This window comes from Thalassospira sp. ABD4_177, assembly GCF_056160125.1.
Window position 1 is genome coordinate 2738229 of sequence record NZ_JBSWWO010000001.1, and the last position, 17562, is coordinate 2755790.

Below are 17562 nucleotides of genomic sequence, written 5' to 3' on the forward strand. Positions count from 1 at the left end.
AACTTTGTTCCCGATGATTTATTCTGCGGCCATTTGTGGTGGAAGCCAGCGATCCACGAGATCCCCTACACGATCCAGCCCGCCCATAAGGTTCGGAACCGTTACATGCGACGGTTTGGGTTGGTCGATCAACCCCCGAAGCGCATCGGCCATTTCGCGCGGATCGCGCCCGCCATCTTCGGTCAGCATCTTGATCAGGCCAAGCTTTTCAGCCGCTGATGCCCGCACATACTGTTCAAGACGCGGCACCGTCCGCGGCACAATGACCGCTGGCTTGTCAAAGGACAGGATTTCACAGAACGTGTTGTAACCGCCCATGCCAATCACACCGGCCGATTTATGCATCAGCACTTCGACATTGGCATCAAAGGTGATGACTGAAAGCTTGTCGATCTTCTCGGCACGCTTCATGAACTCGTTTTGCTGTGCCGGGCTCATGAACGGCCCCAACACCACAAGGGACGGCACGGGTATATCCGGGTCGGTTTCATAGGCGCTGATCACCCAGTCAACCAGATTGACCCCATCGCCGCCACCGCCGGTGGTTACCAGATAGAACGGCTCCTCCAGCCCAAGCGCCCCGTGCTCGGGTGCGGGTCTACGGGTTGCTGTACGCGGCAAATAACCTGTGTAGGACATCTTTTCTTCAACGCCCGGCGGCAAATCAATACCTTCCAGCGGATTACAGATATCCTTTAGGCCATAAACCCAGATTTCATCATAAAGATCGGCCAGCGCCGGGACGCATTGCTTGCGATCCCATTCTTCGCGCAGATTGACCGGATCATCCATCACATCGCGCAAGCCCATGACAAGACGGGTGCGGCGGTGACGCAGCATCTGCAATGTGGACTCCACCTCGCCGCGCAGGCCAAGCGGCTCCTTGTCGACAATGAAGATGTCGGGATTAAACACATCGGCTGTGTGCTTGATGATGGATTCCCTCATCGCCAAAATCTGGTCGACATCAATATTGAGATTAAGCGAGGTGTATTCACCGTTGGACAGCTTGATCACGCCCGGAATGCGGACAAAGTCCACGCGCGAACGGAATTCGAAGCTGCCAATGATCGGCGACCCAGACAGGATCAGAACCGAGACATCATCACGTCGTGACACCAGCGCATGCGCAATGGTGCGGCAACGGCGTAAATGCCCAAGCCCGAAAGTATCATGGCTATAAATCAGAACCCGATAACCGGAATTCCCTACGATTGACATCTACCCGCCCGTCTGCGTAGTGGTCTCATAGACCTGCACAACCTGTATTCAGGGTGACAGGCTCTCTCTTGTTGGTAACTGAATCCGTGAATGCGGGTTTTACGCCCTTCTTTCGGCTCCAGAATAATTGCTCTCACACTGACCCGATATCGCGCAAGACTTTTTCGAGCATCTCTTTTCTTTCTTCCGCGGTTTCCAGCGACCGAAGCTTCTCGGAAAGTGCCGTAACCGTCCCGGCATAAAGATTGTGCCAGTCGTCGCGCGAAAGTTCTTCACCCGAAAGGCGCGCCTCCGGAATGGCAGGTTTGGCATCGCCCTTCTTGAGCGTGACCGTATCATCAAGCATTGGCATGGAAATCAGCTTTTCTTCAATCCCGTGCGCCACCAGAACCTCGCGGAAGGCCGCGCGTGCGCCTTCCTCGCCGTGGGTCAGGAAAATCTGGCGTGCCACCGGCAAGCGGTTTTTGGTCCATTGCAACAGCATGTCCTGATCTGCGTGACCGGAATAGACATCAAGCGTGCGAATACGTGCGCGCACTTCGATTTCATCCCCATGGATCCGCACATGCTTGGCCCCGCCCTGCAACACGCGCCCGAACGACCCCGCCGCCTGAAAACCAACCAGAAGCACGGTGCTATTGGCGCGCCAAAGGTTGTTTTTCAAATGGTAGCGAATACGCCCCGCATCGCACATGCCACTCGCCGAAATAATGATCGCGCCGCTTGTAACCTGGGCCAGCTGTTTACTGGCCTGCACATCCGGGACCATGTGGAATTTCGGGTGCGACAAGGCCTGCGCGTCACCGCGTTTGAGGTGCTTGGCAAAAACATCGGTTGCGCGCTGTGCCAACGGGCTATCGACAAAGACATTAGCTGGTGGCAACTCACCGCGATTGAAAAGATGGGCCAGGTCGACAAGCAGTTCCTGCGTTCTGGCAACCGCAAAGCTTGGAATCACCAGATTGCCGCCACTCTCAAGCGCGTCGCGCACTTCCTCACGCAACATCGAACGGCGTTCTTCATCCGTGATCACCGGGCGCGCGCGATCACCATAGGTGGTTTCGATAAACAGATAGTCGATATCCTTTGGTGCTTCGGGGGCCTCGTTAAACACGGCCTCCCCGGTGCCAACATCGCCGGAAAACAGCAAACGGGTCGGCTCGCCGTCTTCGTCACCGTTTTCAATTTCCACCTCGATCGATGCCGAACCAAGAAGATGGCCAGCATCCCAGAAACGGGCGCGCACGCCTTCAATTACCGGCAGCCAGTCATGATATTCAACGGTCTTGAGTTGTGAGAGCGTATTCTCGGCATCTTCGCGGGTATAGATCGGGGTCACTTCCGGACGGCCACGGCGCGCATTGCGACGATTAAGACGTTCTACCTCGCTTTCCTGAATGTAGCCTGAGTCCGGCAGCATATAGGTCAGAAGATCACAGGTCGGTTCGGTCGCGTAGATCGGCCCGCCAAACCCGGCCTTGACCAGTTTCGGTACAAGACCGGTATGGTCAATATGGGCGTGTGTAAGCAGAACAGCCGAAATCCGATCCGCTTCAAACGGGAACTTGCCATAGTTCAGTTCACGAACCGTCTTGCTGCCCTGAAACATGCCGCAATCGACAAGGAAGTTGCCATGATCGGTCTGCAAGAAATAGCAAGACCCTGTCACGCCGCCAGCAGCACCACAAAACGTTACCGATATCGTCATTCTATTCACTTTCGCGGATTGGAACCGATCCAACAGTCTGGCAAACGATCTTCGTTTGCAATGATTTGGATCATTTTTGATGAAGTCACTGCAAGCCTTGCAGCGGCAGATAAAGGACACTTTCACCCTTTGTGATCTGACCGCAATCTTCTGGAACTTCAATCAGGCCTTCGGCCCAGACCATGGATGACAACATCCCCGAGCTGGTTGAGGCAAAGGCGATTGCTTCGAACACGCCGTCATCATTCTGAACCAGCCGTGCGCGCAGCCATTCACGCCGACCGGTCATGCGTTTAAAATCAAACCCGGCCCGCACCGGAATGCGGGTGGGCGCCAGTCGGGATCGATCCGCCCCCATGGCATGACGTAACAAGGGCAGCACATACAACAAACCGGAAACCAGAACCGATACCGGATTGCCCGGCAGCCCGATAACCAGGCAATCGCCGATCTTGCCGCGCATCAACGGCTTGCCCGGTTTGATCGCCAGTTTCCAGGCGGTGATTTCGCCAAGGCTTTCCACAACTGGCTTTAGAAGATCCGCCTTGCCGACCGAAACCCCGCCAGAAGTAATCATCACGTCATGGGACTTTGCCGCATCGGCCAGTGCGCCTTGCAGCACATCAAAATCATCGGTCAGCAAGCCAAGGTCGGTAACGTCGCATCCAATCGAGCGCAGCATTCCGATCATGGCAAAGCGGTTGGAATCATAAATACCACCCGGTGGCAAAGGATCACCGGGAATGGCCAGCTCATCACCGGTCGAGAAAACGGCAACCTTTAATGCCCGGGCCACCGACAAGGTTCCACATCCCTGCCCGGCGGCAATCGCTATATCCTGTGGCCGCAGGATCGCGCCCGCTGACAAGACCGTATCACCGGCCTTGATGTCTTCGCCCTGCCAACGGATATTCTGATGCAAGCTGGTGCGCGCAATCACATCAGCATCGATTTCGATAACGGTTTCATCGGCGTTGGCCGTGACATTTTCCTGAATGATCACACAATCCGCACCATCCGGGATTGCCGCCCCGGTCGCAATGCGAATGGCTGCCCCCTTGGGCAGCGTTCCGTCATAGGGATGACCGGCCAACGAAACACCGACAACCGGAACCGGCCCATTGATTGCGACAAGGTCCGCATGACGCAACGCATAGCCATCCATGGCCGAGTTATCGACGGACGGCACCGAAACCTTCGCCACCACGTCCTGGCGCAAGACGGCACCATAACAATCGCTGATAGCGCGGTCTTCGGCAGGCGCCATGACCGGCACTTCGCCATAAGCGATTTCGAGTGCATCGGAAAGTTTGGTCAGTCCCGGTTTGATCGTTTGCATCTGGATGGTTTCCTGCCGGCCCTTGGTCTTGTTTTGATTTTCAGATCGGCAATCAGGATAGCCTGATCGCAGACGCGGCGCATCAGGATTGTCCGCCATGCCCCGGGCGGGACTTGGAAATAGCACGGCTCAGCATGATCACCGGCACAACACCCACCAGCACAATGGTCAGCGCCCCAAGGGCAGCATGTTCGATCATTTCATCCTTGGCGAACTGATAAACATGGGTGGCCAGCGTATCAAAATTGAACGGACGCAGAATAAGCGTTGCTGGCAGTTCTTTCATCCCATCGACAAAAACCAGCACCGATGCGGCCAGAATGCCGCCACGCACCATCGGGAAATGAATGCGCTTAAGCGTTCCCCACGGGCTTTCACCAAGGGTGCGGGCCGCGTCATCCATACTTGGGCGCACCTTGCCAAGCGCTGCTTCGATCGAGCCATAAGACACCGCCATGAAACGCACCGCATAGGCAAATACCAGCGCAAACACCGTCCCACTCAATAGCAATCCGGTTGAGATGCCGAAGGTATCGCGCATCACAGCATCGAGCGCATTGTCAAACCGAGCAAACGGGATCAGAACCCCGATGGCGAGCACTGCACCCGGCACGGCATAACCAACCGATGACAGGCGCACAAAGAACTTCAAAAGCGGTTGCGGGAATAGGCGCAGCGCATAAGCCATAAAGATCGCACAGCCGACCGCAACAAGTGTCGCAAGCCCTGACACCAGAAGGCTATTCCCGGCAAACTCAAAGAAATCCGCTGTCCAGCTTTGATCAAAATAGCCGATGGAATAATAGATCAGCACCAGTGACGGCACGACAAAGCCCAACACAATCGGCAGAATACAAACCGCCAGCGCCCCAGTCTTGGCAAGCGGGGTCAGCTCATAGCCCGGCAGTTCCTGAAAACGGCTGGTGGTGTCATGGAACCGCTGACGGCGGCGCGAATAGCGTTCGATCACCATCAATGCAATCACAACGGCCAACATCGTCAATGCGATCTGTGCTGCCCCACCGGCATTGCCCATACCAAGCCAGACATTGAAAATGCCAGCGGTTAGAGTGTGTACCGCAAAGAAATCAATCGTGCCGAAATCATTGAGTGTTTCCATCAGGGCGATCACAACGCCAACAACGATGGCCGGTCGCGCCAGCGGCAGGGCCACGGTGAGGAACGAGCTCCAGGCACTTCGTCCCAGAATACGGGCCGCTTCAATCGCGCAGATGGACTGCGACAGGAATGCTGCACGCGCCAGCATGTAAACATAAGGGTACAGCGTCAGGCTAAGCACAATGATCGCACCACCCTTGGTGCGGATATCAGGGAACCAATAATCGGCCGCCGATTGCCAGCCAAACATATCGCGCAGCATCCGCTGCACCGGCCCGGCATATTCCAGAAGATCGGTATAAACATAGGCCACGATATAAGCCGGGACCGCCATGGGCAGCAGCATCGCCCATTCAAAGAACCGCTTGCCCGGAAGGCGGCACATGGTCACAACCCAGGCCGAGGCAACCCCGATCAGGGTCACCCCGATGCCAACGCCCAGCATCAATATCCCGGTGTTTTTAAGGTACCTTGGCAACATGGTTGATGCCAGATGCGGCCAGATATTCTCGGTCGGGAACAGGGCGATCCAGGCCACTGCAACGATCGGTGCCGCGACCATCGCCGCAACAATAAACGCCCCGATCAGCCAGACAGCCGACTGACCACGCGGCAACCAACGCATTGCCGTGCGCCCGGATGGTGCACGCATCGGATCAAAGGTTTCCGTCACGGCGGCGGGCCGGATATCCTCTTCCTCTGGCGTCTGGCAAGCGTTGTTCAAGGCTGTTTCCGTTTCCTGCGTCGCGGATCATGCCACCCTGTGCGGGGCGGCCGGTCTTGATACCTTGGGATCGGCGTCCGGTCTACTCGTTAAAGCCGACTTCATCAATCAGGCGGATCGCCGCCCCACGATTGGCCGCAACCGTATTGAGCGGCAAATCATCATGAACGAACGTGCCCCATGCCCGAACCCGTTCGGACCAGGCAACACCTGGCTTGACCGGGTATTCGAAATTGATATCGGCATACATATGCTGGGCTTCAGCACTTGAGAGGAATTCCACCAGCTTGATGGCGTTTTCCTTGTTCGGCGCATATTTCATCAGCGCCACACCGGAAATATTCACATGCGTGCCGCGATCTCCCTGATTGGGGAAGACGATGCGGACCTGCTTGGCGGCATCGGCCTTGTTCGGGTCATCAAGCATCTTGCCGTAATAGTATGAATTGCCAATCGCTACATCACAGACGCCCTGTGACACGGCCTCGATCTGGTCGGTGTCCCCACCTTGTGGTTTGCGTGCCAGATTATCCTTAACCGCACTCAGCCAGGTTTTGGTTTCTTCTTCGCCATGATGGGCAATCATCGAGGCGATCAGAGCAATGTTATAAACATGCATGGCGGAACGCACACAAATGCGGCCCTGCCATTTCGGATCGGCGAGTTCTTCATAGATAGTAATGGCATCGGGCGCGACGCGATCAAGCGAGGTATAAAGCACACGCGCACGTGTCGTCATCCCAACCCAAAGCCTGTCATCATCGCGGAACTGATCAGGGATATTCGCATCCAGCACCGGACTTTCGATCGGCTGGGCGATATCGGCATCCACCGCATCCTGAATACGTCCGATATCGACGGTCAAAAGCAGATCGGCAGGCGTATTGCGCCCTTCATGCTTGATGCGTTCCACCAGACCGCTTTGCGAGAACAGCGTATTGACGCGAATACCGGTTTCCTCGGTAAAGCGCTTGAACATCGGCTCAATCAGAAACGGCTGCCTGAGCGAGTAGACATTGACTTCCTCTGCCCCGTGGGCGGCGGACAGGGCCGAAAGCCCCATCGCGGAAACAACAAGACCAAGAACGGTTTTGCGCAGAGAAATCATAAATGCCTCATCTGGATCAGCTGCAGGTGGCGCAGCAATTAGGAATGATTTGTATTTGCCAAGCGCGAAATTAAAGGGCCAGCCCGCTTTTTTGCAAGCACGAAAACCACATAGCTGCCATGGATCGGGTCACAAAACCGCGACGATGGCGCGCATCCGCCCTGCCCCCGGAAACAGAAAAAGGGGTGGCACGACACCACCCCTTTCAAAAAGACATTCAAGCTCAGTCGGTTTGACTATTCGTTATAACCAATCTCATCGACCATCTTGATCGCATCCGGGCTAAGGCGCGCAATTTCGGCCAGCGACAATTCATCGGCCTTGAACGTTCCCCAGGACTTTACGTTATCGGCCCATTCGACGCCCGGCTTGACCGGGTATTCGTAATTGACCTCGGCATAGATTCCCTGTGCGACATCATCAGACAGGAATTCCATCAACTTGATCGCGTTTTCGCGGTTCGGCGCATCGGCAATCAGGCTCATGCCCGAAATGTTCATCGACATGCCCCGGCCACCCTGATTGGGGAAGACAAGGTTGACCGCATCGGCCCATGGGCGCTGTTCCGGGTTATCGAGCATCTTGCCGTAGTAATAGGTATTGCCGATCGAAAGATCGCAAACGCCTTCCTTGATCGCCTTGACCTGTGCGCGGTCATTGCCCTGCGGCTTACGTGCGAGGTTGCTCTTAAGACCCTGCAGCCATTCCTTGGCCTTTTCCTCTCCATGGACGGCGATCATGGATGCAAACAGCGCAACGTTATAAACATGGCTGCCCGAACGGGTGCAAATGCGCCCTTCCCATTTCGGATCAGCAAGATCTTCGTAGGAGGTAATTTCACCTTCTTCAACGCGGTCTTTGGAAGCATAAATCGCACGACCACGCTGGGTCAGGGCAAACCAATGGCCATCAGGATCGCGCAGATGCGCCGGGATGTTGGACGCCAGGGTGTCGTTTGAAACCGCCTCGGTCACGCCAGCGTCAACCGCCTGCTGAATGCGGCTGATATCGACCGTCATCAGGATATCGGCCGGGCTGTTTGCACCTTCCTGCTTGATGCGTTCGACCAGACCTTTTTCGGCAAAGATCACATTAACGTCGATGCCGGTTTCGGCTGTGAATTTCTCAAACAGCGGCTCAACCAGAAACGCCTGACGCAGGGAATAAACATTAACTTCCTGTGCCGTTGCGGTTGTCGCTGCGATTGCGGTTGCGCCAAACACGGCCCCGCCAATGAGCTTTTTGATATCCATGTGAACGATCCCTGTTGAGTTTGCTTTGGGCACCAAACGCCCTGACGTTGCAACTTACTTGCATCTGCAATGCAAATAAGATCAACTCGCATTCAATTCAACAGTGTTTCACCCTTTTCAACCGGGCAGTGTGACTCACTTCACTTATGCCAATGTGCGCATGAAACGGAATGATGTCGCGCTCAAAGCACGTTAAACGACCCGCCACTCGATTGCTTCCAGGCATCAAGGAATTCCTGATAGGCGGGAATGTCCCCTGCCCGCTCTTCAAGCCAGCCCACAGTCAGATTGATCGCATGGTTATAGCCATCATGATCCGTCATCCCGGTATGAAGGGCATGACGGAGATACAGCAGATAGGTATTCAGAACATCCGTCTCGCAATAGCGGCGAATGCCATCAATTTCGCCATTGTCATACATGTCTGAAACCTTGCTGCCATCGACCCCGGTCTTGCCCGGAAGGTCAAGGGCGGCACAGACTTCATTCATCTTGGTGCGCGCCGATGCACCGTAGTCAGACAGAACTTCCGCCAGATCGCAATGCCAGTGCGGCGCATAGCGTGCGGTGTAGTTTTCCCATTTGTTGGACGCCTGATGCAGCCAGCGCGCCGACACCCCGTGCTTCATCGCGCGGTATTTCAACACCGGCAGATCAAACCCGCGCCCATTGAAACTGACCAAACGCGGATACAGCTTACCGCAATAGGCAAAGAAGCCATTCACAAGGTCCTTTTCCTCGGACGCCAGTTCCCCACCCGATCGCAGCTCTTCGATCTCGTACATCTCGGTATCGCCGTCACGCTGGATCGTGGCGCGCAGGAAACTGATCGCCACCACCTTGTGAAACGGCTGACGCGGAAAGCCATTACGCCCACTGGTGATCTCCAGATGATAGTCTTCCAGCATCTTGCGACCGGCTTCAGGATCGGGTGCGGTTTCGCCAGTTAATTGCGGCAGCACATCAATATCGGGCACGGTCTCGATATCAAAAACGAACAGGCTGGAATGCATCATGACGGCCTCTGAATATGTGTGCCCGATTAAGTTGTGGACTCAACATAACGATGTTTATCGACAAATTCACGGGCAGAGTTAAACCGATCACGTCGGCAACCGTAAATCACATTACCTGACATCTCCTGCCATTCCTGTCAGGAGCATTCTGTAATGATATCAGGATGAAACCGACATCACGTCGACGTTACATTCCATACCCGGGGTTGCGCCCGTTCGACAGCCATGTCTAGAATTGGCGCACCTGTATCAGGGGCACGGTCATGATCAAGTTGGGACAAATCAGCCCCCAACCCTTGCGGTTTATCCGCACCGACCATGCATTTGATGCGATTCCGGACCGCAACAACGAAGGGACAGAAGGATGAAAACCCTGCCTACCGGAGCCGCAATGCTGATGGCCGCTGGCCTCGCATTTACCCAAATTCCGTCAAGCGCCCAAGCACAAGCAGAGGCACAGGATGCCACTTGCGAAATTGATCGCCCGGTGATGTTTGCCGGGCTCAATTACGACAGCGCGCTTTTCCATAACGCCGTTGCTCGCTTCATCATTGAAAAGGGCTATGGCTGTCAGACCGATGCCCTGCCCGGCGATGTCATTCCGCTTCTGACCGGCGCTGGCAAGGGGGACGTTGATGTCGTCATGGAAATCTGGCGCGACAACGTTGCCGAAGCCTGGACCAAGGCCGAGGACGCCGGCAATGTCAGCCAGATCGGGGTGAATTTCGATGACGCCGTCGAAGGCTGGTTCGTGCCAAGCTACGTGATCGAAGGCGATGCCGATCGTGGCATCGAGCCTATGGCGACTGACCTCAAATCGGTCGATGATCTGGCGAAATATACCGAGCTATTCGAGGACCCGGAAGAACCCGGCAAGGGCCGCTTCTATAACTGCCCGTCAGGCTGGGTCTGTGAAAAGGTCAACTCGGCCAAACTTGGCGCCTATGGCCTTGATGATGATTTCACCAACTTCCGCCCGGGCACGGGAGCTGCGCTTTCGGCGGCCATCGCATCGGCTCATAAACGCGGTAAACCGGCGCTTTATTACTATTGGGGCCCGACCTGGGTCATGGGTCTTTATGATAGCACGCGCCTTGAAGAACCCGCCTATGACAAGGCGATCTTTGACGCGCTGAAAATGGAAAAAAAACCGACCAAGGCAACCGCCTACCCGCAAAGCACGATCACGATTGGTGTTAATAACGCCTTCAAAGCCGCTGCACCAACCCTGATCAGCTTCCTGACCAACTACGAAACCAGCAACGCGCTGGTCTCGGAAATGCTGGCCTATATGCAGGAAAACAACGAAAAGCCCGACGGGGCTGCGATGCATTTCCTGAAATCCAAGCCGGACGTCTGGAAAGCTTGGGTGCCCGATGATGTTGCCGCACGCGTTGAAAGTGCGATGTAACCTTTAAGGCTGCACCTGTTCAAACACCCCGCCAGAGAAATCTCGCGGGGTGTTTTGTGTTCGATAGGCCCCAACCACAATTCCCGATTGCAAAGCATCTCCAAGGCACGTTTAATCAGACAAACAGCATAAACCGCCGATGGCATTGGGGAGCCAGATGAATCAGGAAGAAACACTCGCGCTTTGGGACGAAGGACTCGGCAAAGAGGCTTGGAATGCTTGGGCCGAAAAGATGCTGGCAGAACGCAAGGCGCTTGAAGAAAATGGGGAATGGTTGATTCGAACTAATACCTCGGACGGCGAAATTGGTGCTAATGAGTGCACTAGAGCTTGGCTAGAAACTGCAACCAGTATTTTTTCGTCCAAGCATTCACCGCACACGTTCGACGTTAACGCCTCTTTTGAAGGCTTCATTTTCCCGGCTGATGCGATATTTGAGCACGCGGTTTTTCGTGAATTTGCTGAATTTTCTCACGCTACATTTTCAGGTATTGCGTTATTTGAGAGAGCACGCTTAACGAATGCGGCTTTTCAGGCTGTAAACTTCCATGGCGCTGCGGTCTTCAACGGTGTCACACTGGAAGACACGGCATTTTTCTGTGACGCTACATTTCATCAAAATATCTTCTTTATACGTGCTGCTATTAAGTCACATACTGACTTTGAGAATGCCACACTCAAGGCTGCTGCAGCATTTAACGGCGCTTCTTTCGAACAAATTACCTTGTTTTCAGGAGTACATTTTGAAGGGCCAGTGAATTTTTCGGGAGCAACCTTTGCTGCACCGATGAGCTTTGAAAAGGTAGTTTTCGGCGGATTTTCTGATTTTGAGCATGCGCGCTTCAAGGTATCTGCAATTTTTGATAGTGCTAAGTTTAATTACACTACGCTTTTCAGAAGTTCGATTTTTGAGTGCGACGCTAGGTTCGAAAGAGCACAGTTCTTAGACTATGCTTACTTTGATAGTGTCAAATTTTCTGGCTATGCTCATTTTGAAAATGCTAGATTTCGCCGCGCTGCAAACTTTCAACTTAGCTGTTTCGAGAATGATGTTCGTTTTATCAAAGCGTTATTCCAAGATGACTCGGAATTCAAAGCCACACGCTTTGTAAAGGATGCCGATTTCAGCAAGGCCGTTTTCAGGGCCGACGTAAACTTTAGCGACTCAACGTTTAAAAATGCCGCTTCATACCGCGGCGCAATTTTCAAACAAAACACTAACTTTCGCGATACGACATTTCGAGCAAATATTTCTTTCAACTCAGCGCAAGTCAGTCAAGCCTTTGATTTAAGTAACACTCGCTTTCTCCAACCACCAGACTTTCGTCAAACCCATTGTGAAGAGGCTCCGCTATTAGATGGAGTGATAATTAGCAATACTGTACCAGTAAAAAAGCGGTATCCTTGCAAGTCGGTTTTCTCAGTAACCACCAAATATCGAGCGCTCAAACGTCTTGCCATTCAGGGGCATGATCACAAGCACGAAGTGGAATTCTTTGCCGAAGAGCTCAGAACCCGCCGAATAATGGTGGACACGCCACGCGACCCAAGTTGGTGGCTGAGTTTTGTTTTTGAAGAATTGTCTGATTATGGCCGGTCGATCGCAAGGCCGCTGTTGTACTGGCTTGGCGTGGTCACGCTGTCCGCTGTGCATTACATCGCAATGGCGACACCATTGGACATTGTGCGCGCAGAAAAATGCTTCGCGGGTGCAGGGTCACAAGTAAACACCGCTTACCAGTTGGCCTTTGCAAAAGGGCTAATTGTTCCGGGATTGGCAGACAGGACGATCATCACGCAGGCTTATGACTGCCTTTTTGGCAGTATCATTCCCGGAAGTGCCACTATCGTTGCAAGTGTTCAAACATTGTTGTCGACAATCCTGCTGTTTTTGTTGCTGCTTGGCATCCGCAACCGCTTCAAACTAAAATAGCACAGTACTGCGCAGCGCAAATCGACAACGGGTCCCACCTTACTCATTAGCAACAGCAAGTTGACAGTGGGTAAGACGTTTGAAGCGCCATGTTGCCCATAGACGGTACACAAGGTTTGCGATCTGACGAATGATCGGCAGGGCTACGATCGCGGCCAAAACACGCCATCGGTTAAGCTGTCGCCAGATCAAAATGAAGGCATCGGCACCTGAGTGCCACTGCCCGTCTGAATCCAGGGCGCGCATTTGCTTTAATCCTTCGACAAGGGAAATACCGTGCTTTTCAAGATCACCGGCATGTTCCGTGACGTCCCGCCAGTCGAAAACGCCGCTTGGTGCGATCTTGCGGTAGTAATTGATTTCGCGCGCACACAGACCGCATTTTCCGTCATAGAACACCGTGATCATCGCAACCTCTCTGGAAAGCAAATTTGTCTGTGACTTACGGCTGCGGCCTGCCTCTGGATTATCAATCACTGGAATACACTTCCAAAAGACGTCAGGAGATATCACGCATGGTTCGATTAACGGTCGCGCGCACCAGACGATCTTGTTAGGCTCCTACGCTCATTGATTTTTTGAGCAGATCGGGCCGGTTGCGCCATGTTTCCAGAACAGTTGAATGTGCCGTTGGGCAAGTGGGTCAATCAGTTTGTTGATTGGCTGGTGATCAATTACGGCGCAGCGTTTGAAGCCTTTGCCGACAGTTTACTGACCGTTCTGGTCGCACTCGAGCAGGTTTTGCGCGGCGCGCCCTGGTGGGTGGTTCTGATCGCGATTGCCGCCATCACCTGGCATGCCAGCAAGAACTGGAAGCTGGTTGTCGGGCTGGTTGTGGCGATGTTTGCGATTGGCATGCTGGGTCTGTGGGACAAGGCGATGCAGACCTTGGCTCTGATGATTGTCGCGACGTCGCTTTCGGTCCTGATCGGCATTCCGGTCGGGATTGCCATGGCGATGTCAAATCGCCTGCGGGCCGTCATGTTGCCGATCCTTGATACCATGCAGACCATGCCGAGCTTTGTCTATCTGATCCCTGCCCTGATGCTGTTTGGGTTGGGCAAGGTTCCAGCGATCCTCGCCACGGTGATTTATGCCGCCCCGCCCGTCATGCGACTGACCGATTTGGGCATTCGCCTTGTTGATCAAGAGGTCCTCGAGGCATCCCGATCATTCGGAGCCAGCCGCAAGCAGATCCTGTTTGGTGTGCAGCTCCCACTGGCGCTTCCCAACATCATGGCCGGGATCAATCAGACGACGATGATGTCGATTTCGATGGTCGTGATCGCATCCATGATTGGCGCGCGTGGATTGGGCGAGCAGGTCCTGATGGGCATTCAGCGTCTGGACGTAGGTGCAGGCATGGAAGCCGGCATTGCGATTGTGCTTCTGGCCGTGGTGTTTGACCGGATCGGTCAGGCCTATGGCAAGCGATCGCAGCGCAATCCGAATGCGGAGGACGCGTGATGAGCTATATCGAAATCCGCAATATTTTCAAAATCTTCGGGCCTGACCCGAAATCGGCGCTTGAACTGGCAAAAGGGGGTGCTGACAAGGATGAAATCCTTAGCAAGACCGGGCATACGGTTGGTCTGCATGATGTCTCGCTGTCCATTGAACAGGGTGAAACCTTTGTCGTCATGGGCCTGTCTGGATCGGGGAAATCGACGCTGATCCGCCATCTTAATCGTCTGATTGATCCGACGGCGGGCAATATTTCGTTTGGCGGGGAAGACATCCTTGCCATGGATATCCCAAACCTCAATGCGTTTCGCCGCAAGCGGCTTGGCATGGTGTTTCAACGCTTTGGCCTGCTGCCCCATCGCAATGTGATGGATAACGTCGCCTATGGGCTGGAAATCCAGGGGGTTGCGCGCAAGGAACGCGAAGCCGCAGCATCGAAATGGATCGCGCGGGTTGGTCTGGCCGGGTATGAGACAAAGTTCCCCGACCAGCTGTCAGGTGGCATGCAGCAGCGTGTCGGCCTTGCCCGGGCGCTGGCGACCGATCCGGAAGTGCTTTTGATGGACGAGGCGTTTTCGGCCCTTGATCCGCTGATCCGGTCTGACATGCAGGATGAGCTGATGAAGCTTCAGGCGGAGCTTCACAAAACCATTGTGTTTATCACCCATGATCTCGACGAGGCGCTTAAGATCGGGGATCGGATTGCGATCCTGAAGGATGGCAAGCTGGTGCAGGTCGGCCGGCCAGAGGAAATCGTGCTCAAACCCGCCGACGACTATGTGCAGGCCTTCACCCGCGATGTGAACCGATCAAAGGTCTTGCGCGCCAAATCGATTATGGAGCCAACAACATCGAAAGCGAAGTCTTTAGACAACGTCGGCTTTACTGTTGACGCCGATGCCCGCCTCGAGGCGATTCTTCCCCACCTCATAACAACCTTTGATAGATCATATATAGCCGTAATCGACCGAAACGAATGTATAGTTGGGTATATTCATAGGACTCATATTTTACAAGCATTATCGAATTAATGGAGATCACCAGCGCACAAGTCCTTGATGTTCCATGAAAACGTGTATAGCAAACATGAAATCGACTTTCACGATAATTGTCGGGGCAGCCAGATGTCGCAGAAATTGCGCACCACTTTGCATGTTTTCACAGAAGACGATCAGTTTGGGTATCTACCGACGACGGTAATGGGCGTTGAAGTGCAATTTCTAAAAACGGGCGCACCAATTCCCGCCGAAGTTGAAGTGCTGCTTGTCGATATAGATCTTAAAAATCCTGCATTGATCGATAAGGTTAGGGCATTCCGTAATATCGCGAAACCTGAGACGCAAATTTTCATCACTGTTTCAAAAGGCGACAGGCAACATCAGAGGCAAGCAAGCGCCTTGGGTGCGAGAAAGACGGTATTGAAACCGCTTAGTGAGATCGGCCTCGCGATCGTGATCGAAGAACTTCGCACGCCCCATCGCTTCGCAACGACAACAACAAAATCCATCATTGATGACTCCGCACGTGCAATGCGTGAAATTTTCGATCAAGCTGCTCAAAAAGAACCTATTGATACAGCTTTGATCGGAGAAACAGGACGTCAACTTGCTGAATCCGTTGCAGATCTTGGTGTTCTTGATTGGCTTGACACCGTTCGCATTTATCATAACTCGACATTCCAACATGTTCTGCTGGTGACCGGAATAGCCTGTGCATTTGCACAAGGCGTTGGTATGAACAGCCAGGATATCGCCAAACTGACGCAAGCAGGACTTTTGCATGACATTGGTAAAATATGGACCCCGCCAGCAATTCTGGACAAGTCAGGTAAACTAAGTCCGGAAGAATTCGCGATTGTTCAAAGACATCCCAAAGATGGCTATCAGCGCCTTGCCAGACAGAAAGACTTTCATCCTGATATCCTAGATGCCGTTTTGCACCATCACGAATACCTTGATGGCAGTGGATACCCAGATGGATTACATGCACATGAGATCCGCGATTTAACCCGTATTCTCACCATCTGTGACATTGCCGGGGCCTTGTTAGAAAAGCGCCCCTATAAAAGTGCATTCACTATTGAGGAGACTCTCGGTGTACTTTTTGACATGGCATCACAGGGTAAGGTCGAGCGTGCACTTGTCGTAGCACTGGCGAGGGTATTTGACTGCGCCATTACAGCAGCGAAGCGTCCGAGAAGCGATCTTTACGAGAGCAAACAGAACTAACCATCTTCTCAATCGGAAGCGCTGCCAAGTATGCTGCAGCGGCGGAAATAGCGTAGCTCGGGATGATCTGCGTTATCGCCTGCATCCGGATGAATGATGCGATACATGCCGCTTTCGGCTGCGCGGTTATGCTCCGTCGCGATCACCAGCCACAGAAACCCGTTTTCATCGGCTCGCGCCCGATCGGTCGGCGATGGCAGCGCCTTGCCATTGGGGTGAGAATGAAAACATCCGACAACCCGCTCCCCCTTCTGGCGCGCGTTGCGATAGCAATCAATCAGCGTTTGCGGATCAATCTCGAAAGTGACAAGCGGGTCTTCGGCGATATTTTTGGCAAAAACCACGCGTTCGATGCGGTTGGGGCTGTTGATCGACGCGATCAGAAGGCCACAGGCTTCCAGGGGCCATTGTAACGCGCAAAAGTCACGGATTTCTTCATGCAGGACGTTGGCAAGCGCGATGTGGGTTTCGTCTTCCACCTCAGCTGGTCTATTGCCTGTCATGTCCTGCCAGCCCCCATCACCACACACAACGCTTTGTAATCAGGTTACTGCACATCCTGATCAAGGATGATGCGGCCAAGTACTTTTTTCTCGGTGAGCGAGAGGATCACAAGCCTTGCACCTTCGCCGTGGCGGCCTTCGATATGAAGGGTGGCCTGCGTGCCATCGATGGAATAGTCGACAAGGCGTTCATCATCACCCAAGTCGATGGTGATGTCACCGAATGCGCCGAGGGTTTCTTCCGGAGGAGCACTTGTGGTTCCAGCAACCGGAACGGATGGCGTAACGGTTGGTTCGGTGACGGTATCCGGGTTATTCTTATCCAGTGACAGGCCATAGACAACAAGTCCGATGCCCACCACGATCAGAATGCCCATGAACGCAACCAAAGCCTTAACGATACGCATTGTATTTCCAACTGACAAAGCTTGATGAAACCTGCATGCGCGCCAAAAGCGCGATCATACCAGCCCTTATTCAAGGCCATAGCGACAAGCAGGCTTAATTGCAAGGCAACAAACGCCCCGCTATGTCG

At 53.7% G+C, this 17562-nt stretch carries 15 protein-coding genes; 5 read left to right on the forward strand and 10 right to left on the reverse strand.

Features of this window, described 5'->3' with window-relative positions:
• Window positions 1-18: 18 nt before the first annotated feature.
• The 7 genes from ACXAF0_RS12580 to ACXAF0_RS12610 form a co-directional block, all read right to left on the reverse strand.
• On the reverse strand, window positions 19-1221 hold the full coding sequence (locus tag ACXAF0_RS12580; RefSeq protein WP_475346185.1) for a glycosyltransferase family protein: 1203 nt from the start codon (window positions 1219-1221) through the stop codon (window positions 19-21).
• Between the two features lie 133 nt (window positions 1222-1354).
• Window positions 1355-2929: an MBL fold metallo-hydrolase gene (locus tag ACXAF0_RS12585; protein WP_475346186.1), complete on the reverse strand. Its 1575-nt coding sequence runs from the start codon at window positions 2927-2929 to the stop codon at window positions 1355-1357.
• A gap of 85 nt (window positions 2930-3014) precedes the next feature.
• Window positions 3015-4268: a molybdopterin molybdotransferase MoeA gene (locus ACXAF0_RS12590; RefSeq protein ID WP_475346187.1), complete on the reverse strand. Its 1254-nt coding sequence runs from the start codon at window positions 4266-4268 to the stop codon at window positions 3015-3017.
• A gap of 82 nt (window positions 4269-4350) precedes the next feature.
• A complete protein-coding gene (locus tag ACXAF0_RS12595) occupies window positions 4351-6039 on the reverse strand; it encodes an ABC transporter permease (RefSeq protein WP_475346244.1) in 1689 nt (562 codons plus the stop codon).
• Window positions 6040-6193: 154 nt separating this feature from the next.
• Window positions 6194-7219: a Fe(3+) ABC transporter substrate-binding protein gene (locus ACXAF0_RS12600; RefSeq protein WP_475346188.1), complete on the reverse strand. Its 1026-nt coding sequence runs from the start codon at window positions 7217-7219 to the stop codon at window positions 6194-6196.
• 236 nt (window positions 7220-7455) lie between these two features.
• Window positions 7456-8472: a Fe(3+) ABC transporter substrate-binding protein gene (locus ACXAF0_RS12605; RefSeq protein ID WP_475346189.1), complete on the reverse strand. Its 1017-nt coding sequence runs from the start codon at window positions 8470-8472 to the stop codon at window positions 7456-7458.
• Between the two features lie 182 nt (window positions 8473-8654).
• Window positions 8655-9488 carry a 3'-5' exonuclease gene (locus tag ACXAF0_RS12610; RefSeq protein ID WP_475346190.1) on the reverse strand — a complete coding sequence of 278 codons (834 nt, stop codon included), beginning with the start codon at window positions 9486-9488 and terminating at the stop codon, window positions 8655-8657.
• A gap of 364 nt (window positions 9489-9852) precedes the next feature.
• Here ACXAF0_RS12610 and ACXAF0_RS12615 point away from each other — a divergent pair, with 364 nt between their 5' ends.
• Both ACXAF0_RS12615 and ACXAF0_RS12620 read left to right on the forward strand, forming a co-directional pair.
• A complete protein-coding gene (locus ACXAF0_RS12615) occupies window positions 9853-10899 on the forward strand; it encodes an ABC transporter substrate-binding protein (RefSeq protein ID WP_475346191.1) in 1047 nt (348 codons plus the stop codon).
• A gap of 157 nt (window positions 10900-11056) precedes the next feature.
• Entirely contained in the window at window positions 11057-12832 is a 1776-nt protein-coding gene (locus tag ACXAF0_RS12620; protein ID WP_475346192.1) for a pentapeptide repeat-containing protein, read from the forward strand.
• Window positions 12833-12871: 39 nt separating this feature from the next.
• On the opposite strand, the gene ACXAF0_RS12625 is transcribed toward ACXAF0_RS12620, so the two are convergent.
• On the reverse strand, window positions 12872-13240 hold the full coding sequence (locus tag ACXAF0_RS12625) for a thiol-disulfide oxidoreductase DCC family protein (protein ID WP_475346193.1): 369 nt from the start codon (window positions 13238-13240) through the stop codon (window positions 12872-12874).
• Between the two features lie 195 nt (window positions 13241-13435).
• Between ACXAF0_RS12625 and ACXAF0_RS12630 the strand changes: the two genes are divergently transcribed.
• The 3 genes from ACXAF0_RS12630 to ACXAF0_RS12640 all read left to right on the forward strand — a co-directional run bounded on the left by ACXAF0_RS12630 (window position 13436) and on the right by ACXAF0_RS12640 (window position 16524).
• A complete protein-coding gene (locus ACXAF0_RS12630) occupies window positions 13436-14299 on the forward strand; it encodes an ABC transporter permease (RefSeq protein WP_475346194.1) in 864 nt (287 codons plus the stop codon).
• Entirely contained in the window at window positions 14299-15327 is a 1029-nt protein-coding gene (locus tag ACXAF0_RS12635; RefSeq protein ID WP_475346195.1) for a quaternary amine ABC transporter ATP-binding protein, read from the forward strand. The genes ACXAF0_RS12630 and ACXAF0_RS12635 overlap by 1 nt, the downstream gene beginning before the upstream one ends.
• A 93-nt stretch (window positions 15328-15420) precedes the next feature.
• Window positions 15421-16524, forward strand: coding sequence for an HD-GYP domain-containing protein (locus ACXAF0_RS12640; protein ID WP_475346196.1), 1104 nt, complete (start codon window positions 15421-15423; stop codon window positions 16522-16524).
• 8 nt (window positions 16525-16532) lie between these two features.
• On the opposite strand, the gene ACXAF0_RS12645 is transcribed toward ACXAF0_RS12640, so the two are convergent.
• Window positions 16533-17027, reverse strand: coding sequence for a M67 family metallopeptidase (locus tag ACXAF0_RS12645; RefSeq protein WP_475346197.1), 495 nt, complete (start codon window positions 17025-17027; stop codon window positions 16533-16535).
• 44 nt (window positions 17028-17071) lie between these two features.
• A complete protein-coding gene (locus tag ACXAF0_RS12650; protein WP_475346198.1) occupies window positions 17072-17434 on the reverse strand; it encodes a hypothetical protein in 363 nt (120 codons plus the stop codon).
• Window positions 17435-17562: the final 128 nt, after the last annotated feature.

Excerpts from the sequence above, each read along its gene's own strand:
- ACXAF0_RS12590 (WP_475346187.1), bottom strand. The coding sequence starts at position 4,268 with ATGCAAACGATCAAACCGGGACTGACCAAACTTTCCGATGCACTCGAA.
- ACXAF0_RS12640 (WP_475346196.1), top strand. The coding sequence starts at position 15,421 with ATGTCGCAGAAATTGCGCACCACTTTGCATGTTTTCACAGAAGACGAT.
- ACXAF0_RS12650 (WP_475346198.1), bottom strand. The coding sequence starts at position 17,434 with ATGCGTATCGTTAAGGCTTTGGTTGCGTTCATGGGCATTCTGATCGTG.
- ACXAF0_RS12610 (WP_475346190.1), bottom strand. The coding sequence starts at position 9,488 with ATGATGCATTCCAGCCTGTTCGTTTTTGATATCGAGACCGTGCCCGAT.
- ACXAF0_RS12585 (WP_475346186.1), bottom strand. The coding sequence starts at position 2,929 with ATGACGATATCGGTAACGTTTTGTGGTGCTGCTGGCGGCGTGACAGGG.
- ACXAF0_RS12600 (WP_475346188.1), bottom strand. The coding sequence starts at position 7,219 with ATGATTTCTCTGCGCAAAACCGTTCTTGGTCTTGTTGTTTCCGCGATG.
- ACXAF0_RS12615 (WP_475346191.1), top strand. The coding sequence starts at position 9,853 with ATGAAAACCCTGCCTACCGGAGCCGCAATGCTGATGGCCGCTGGCCTC.
- ACXAF0_RS12625 (WP_475346193.1), bottom strand. The coding sequence starts at position 13,240 with ATGATCACGGTGTTCTATGACGGAAAATGCGGTCTGTGTGCGCGCGAA.
- ACXAF0_RS12605 (WP_475346189.1), bottom strand. The coding sequence starts at position 8,472 with ATGGATATCAAAAAGCTCATTGGCGGGGCCGTGTTTGGCGCAACCGCA.
- ACXAF0_RS12630 (WP_475346194.1), top strand. The coding sequence starts at position 13,436 with ATGTTTCCAGAACAGTTGAATGTGCCGTTGGGCAAGTGGGTCAATCAG.
- ACXAF0_RS12635 (WP_475346195.1), top strand. The coding sequence starts at position 14,299 with ATGAGCTATATCGAAATCCGCAATATTTTCAAAATCTTCGGGCCTGAC.
- ACXAF0_RS12620 (WP_475346192.1), top strand. The coding sequence starts at position 11,057 with ATGAATCAGGAAGAAACACTCGCGCTTTGGGACGAAGGACTCGGCAAA.
- ACXAF0_RS12595 (WP_475346244.1), bottom strand. The coding sequence starts at position 6,039 with ATGCGTGCACCATCCGGGCGCACGGCAATGCGTTGGTTGCCGCGTGGT.
- ACXAF0_RS12580 (WP_475346185.1), bottom strand. The coding sequence starts at position 1,221 with ATGTCAATCGTAGGGAATTCCGGTTATCGGGTTCTGATTTATAGCCAT.
- ACXAF0_RS12645 (WP_475346197.1), bottom strand. The coding sequence starts at position 17,027 with ATGACAGGCAATAGACCAGCTGAGGTGGAAGACGAAACCCACATCGCG.